The organism is Caproicibacter fermentans, from assembly GCF_009746625.1.
In the GTDB taxonomy this organism is placed as follows: Bacteria; Bacillota; Clostridia; order Oscillospirales; family Acutalibacteraceae; genus Caproicibacter; species Caproicibacter fermentans.
The window spans coordinates 1-1,727 of the sequence record NZ_VWXL01000090.1; the positions used below are offsets into that span (position 1 = coordinate 1).

General features: G+C 48.8%; 1 protein-coding gene. It reads left to right on the forward strand.

From position 1 onward, the window contains the following. Nucleotides 1-313 precede the first annotated feature (313 nt). Nucleotides 314-1,612 carry an IS110 family RNA-guided transposase gene (locus tag CAFE_RS15780; RefSeq protein WP_156991161.1) on the forward strand — a complete coding sequence of 433 codons (1,299 nt, stop codon included), beginning with the start codon at nt 314-316 and terminating at the stop codon, nt 1,610-1,612. The last annotated feature ends 115 nt before the right edge of the window (nt 1,613-1,727 follow it).

Below are 1,727 nucleotides of genomic sequence, written 5' to 3' on the forward strand. Positions count from 1 at the left end.
AAGTGCGCCCTAGTATAATTACACTAAGGGAATGGAACGGTACGAGAGGACAACCACTCCCCGCGCAACAGGCTCCCATAGACGCAGCCGGTCATAGCGTTTAAGCTGATACCAAACAGGAATATGAACGTGTGCGCCCTTGGGAAGTGGCATTTAGCCGCCAATACCTGTTGTGCAGTCGGTTCATCCTTTCAGCTTGTGTTGCATGATTTGGCTGGTTGGGAGCCTTTTGGCTATGCCCGCATTACGCGCTAGGATATGTCACGGCTGATTTGGAAGGAAACCTGTTAATTTTACGCGAGGGGAGTAAAAAATGGGGAATCATAATCAGCCTTTTCTTTCTGTTGGCATTGATGTCGGCGCGGATTTCAGCCTGATGGCGATTGCACTGCCGACGCAGGAAATCATAGGCCGCCCATACAAGGTTCTGCATAGCAGTCTAAATTCCATACAAGGGGCGGTTGACCGAATCCGCGATATGGAAGTACAGCATGGCCTAAGCGCAAGAATTTTTATGGAATCAACGGGAATCTATCATTATCCGCTCTATTATCGCCTAAAGGATGAGGGGCTTTCCGTGTTCATCCTCAATCCGATTATCACCCATGCGAACAGCAATATCGACGTGCGCGGAGTTCACAACGATAAGTTTGACGCGCAAAAAATCGCGCTGCTAGGATTGAAGCCGAAGCTGAAAACGTCCGTTGTCCCGGATGATGACGTAGCCGCTGTTAAGGCCCTTGTACGCGAATACCACGCGATGAAAAAAGAGTGCTCGCAATACATTTGCCGCCTGACCGCGCAGCTCCGGCAGACATTCCCGCAATATTTACCGCTTTTTTCAAAGGTGAACGGCAAGGCGTCCCTTGAAATACTGTGCCGCTATCCGACGCCGGAAACGATACTTGCCGCCGACACGGAAGAATTGACATCTATTATTCAGAAAACCGCTGGGAAAGGCAGGGCGATGGCGGAGCAAAAATGCGCATTGCTCAAACAGGCTGCATCGGAAGCTGCGTCATTCGGCCATTCAAATGCCGGAAATATCTATCTCATTCTTCATTTTGTCGAGATGATCCGGCTCATCGATGCGCAGACGGGTAAACTGCTTTCGCAGATCCGTGAGAGTGTGGAAATCAGGCATGATTCGCCGCTTGCGCGTCATGTGAACTTATTGCAGTCCATTCCGGGCGTTGGCTTTTTGAGCGCCGTTACGCTCGTTTGTGAAATCGGCGATTTCAGCGTTTTTCGCCGCCCGAAGCAGTTGTACGCTTACTTCGGACTTGACCCGCGGGTTAGGCAATCCGGCAATTTCAAGGGAACGGAATTAAAAATATCCAAGCGTGGTTCATCATTCGCGCGGCGCTGCATTTACATACTGGCGCTGCAATCTGTTAGTCTGCGGAAGAACGGAGAACCCAAAAATCCTGTGTTGCGCGAATACTATCTTGAAAAATGTAAATCTAAAGCGAAGATGACGGCTCTTGGCGCGATTATGCATAAGGTTTGTAATATCATTTTTGCTGTGTTGCGCGACGAAAAACCGTTCGTAATGATAACACCCGATGAACATCGGACAGAGTACCACAACGCCGTACAATCTGTAGCGTAGCCACTCCACTATGTTTTTAAGGCTTCATGATGAAGCCTTGTTTTCTATACCCTTTTTTAGATGCCAAACTGAGAAATTTTCTCCCGAAAAGGCTTGACATGTAATTAGCTGGACT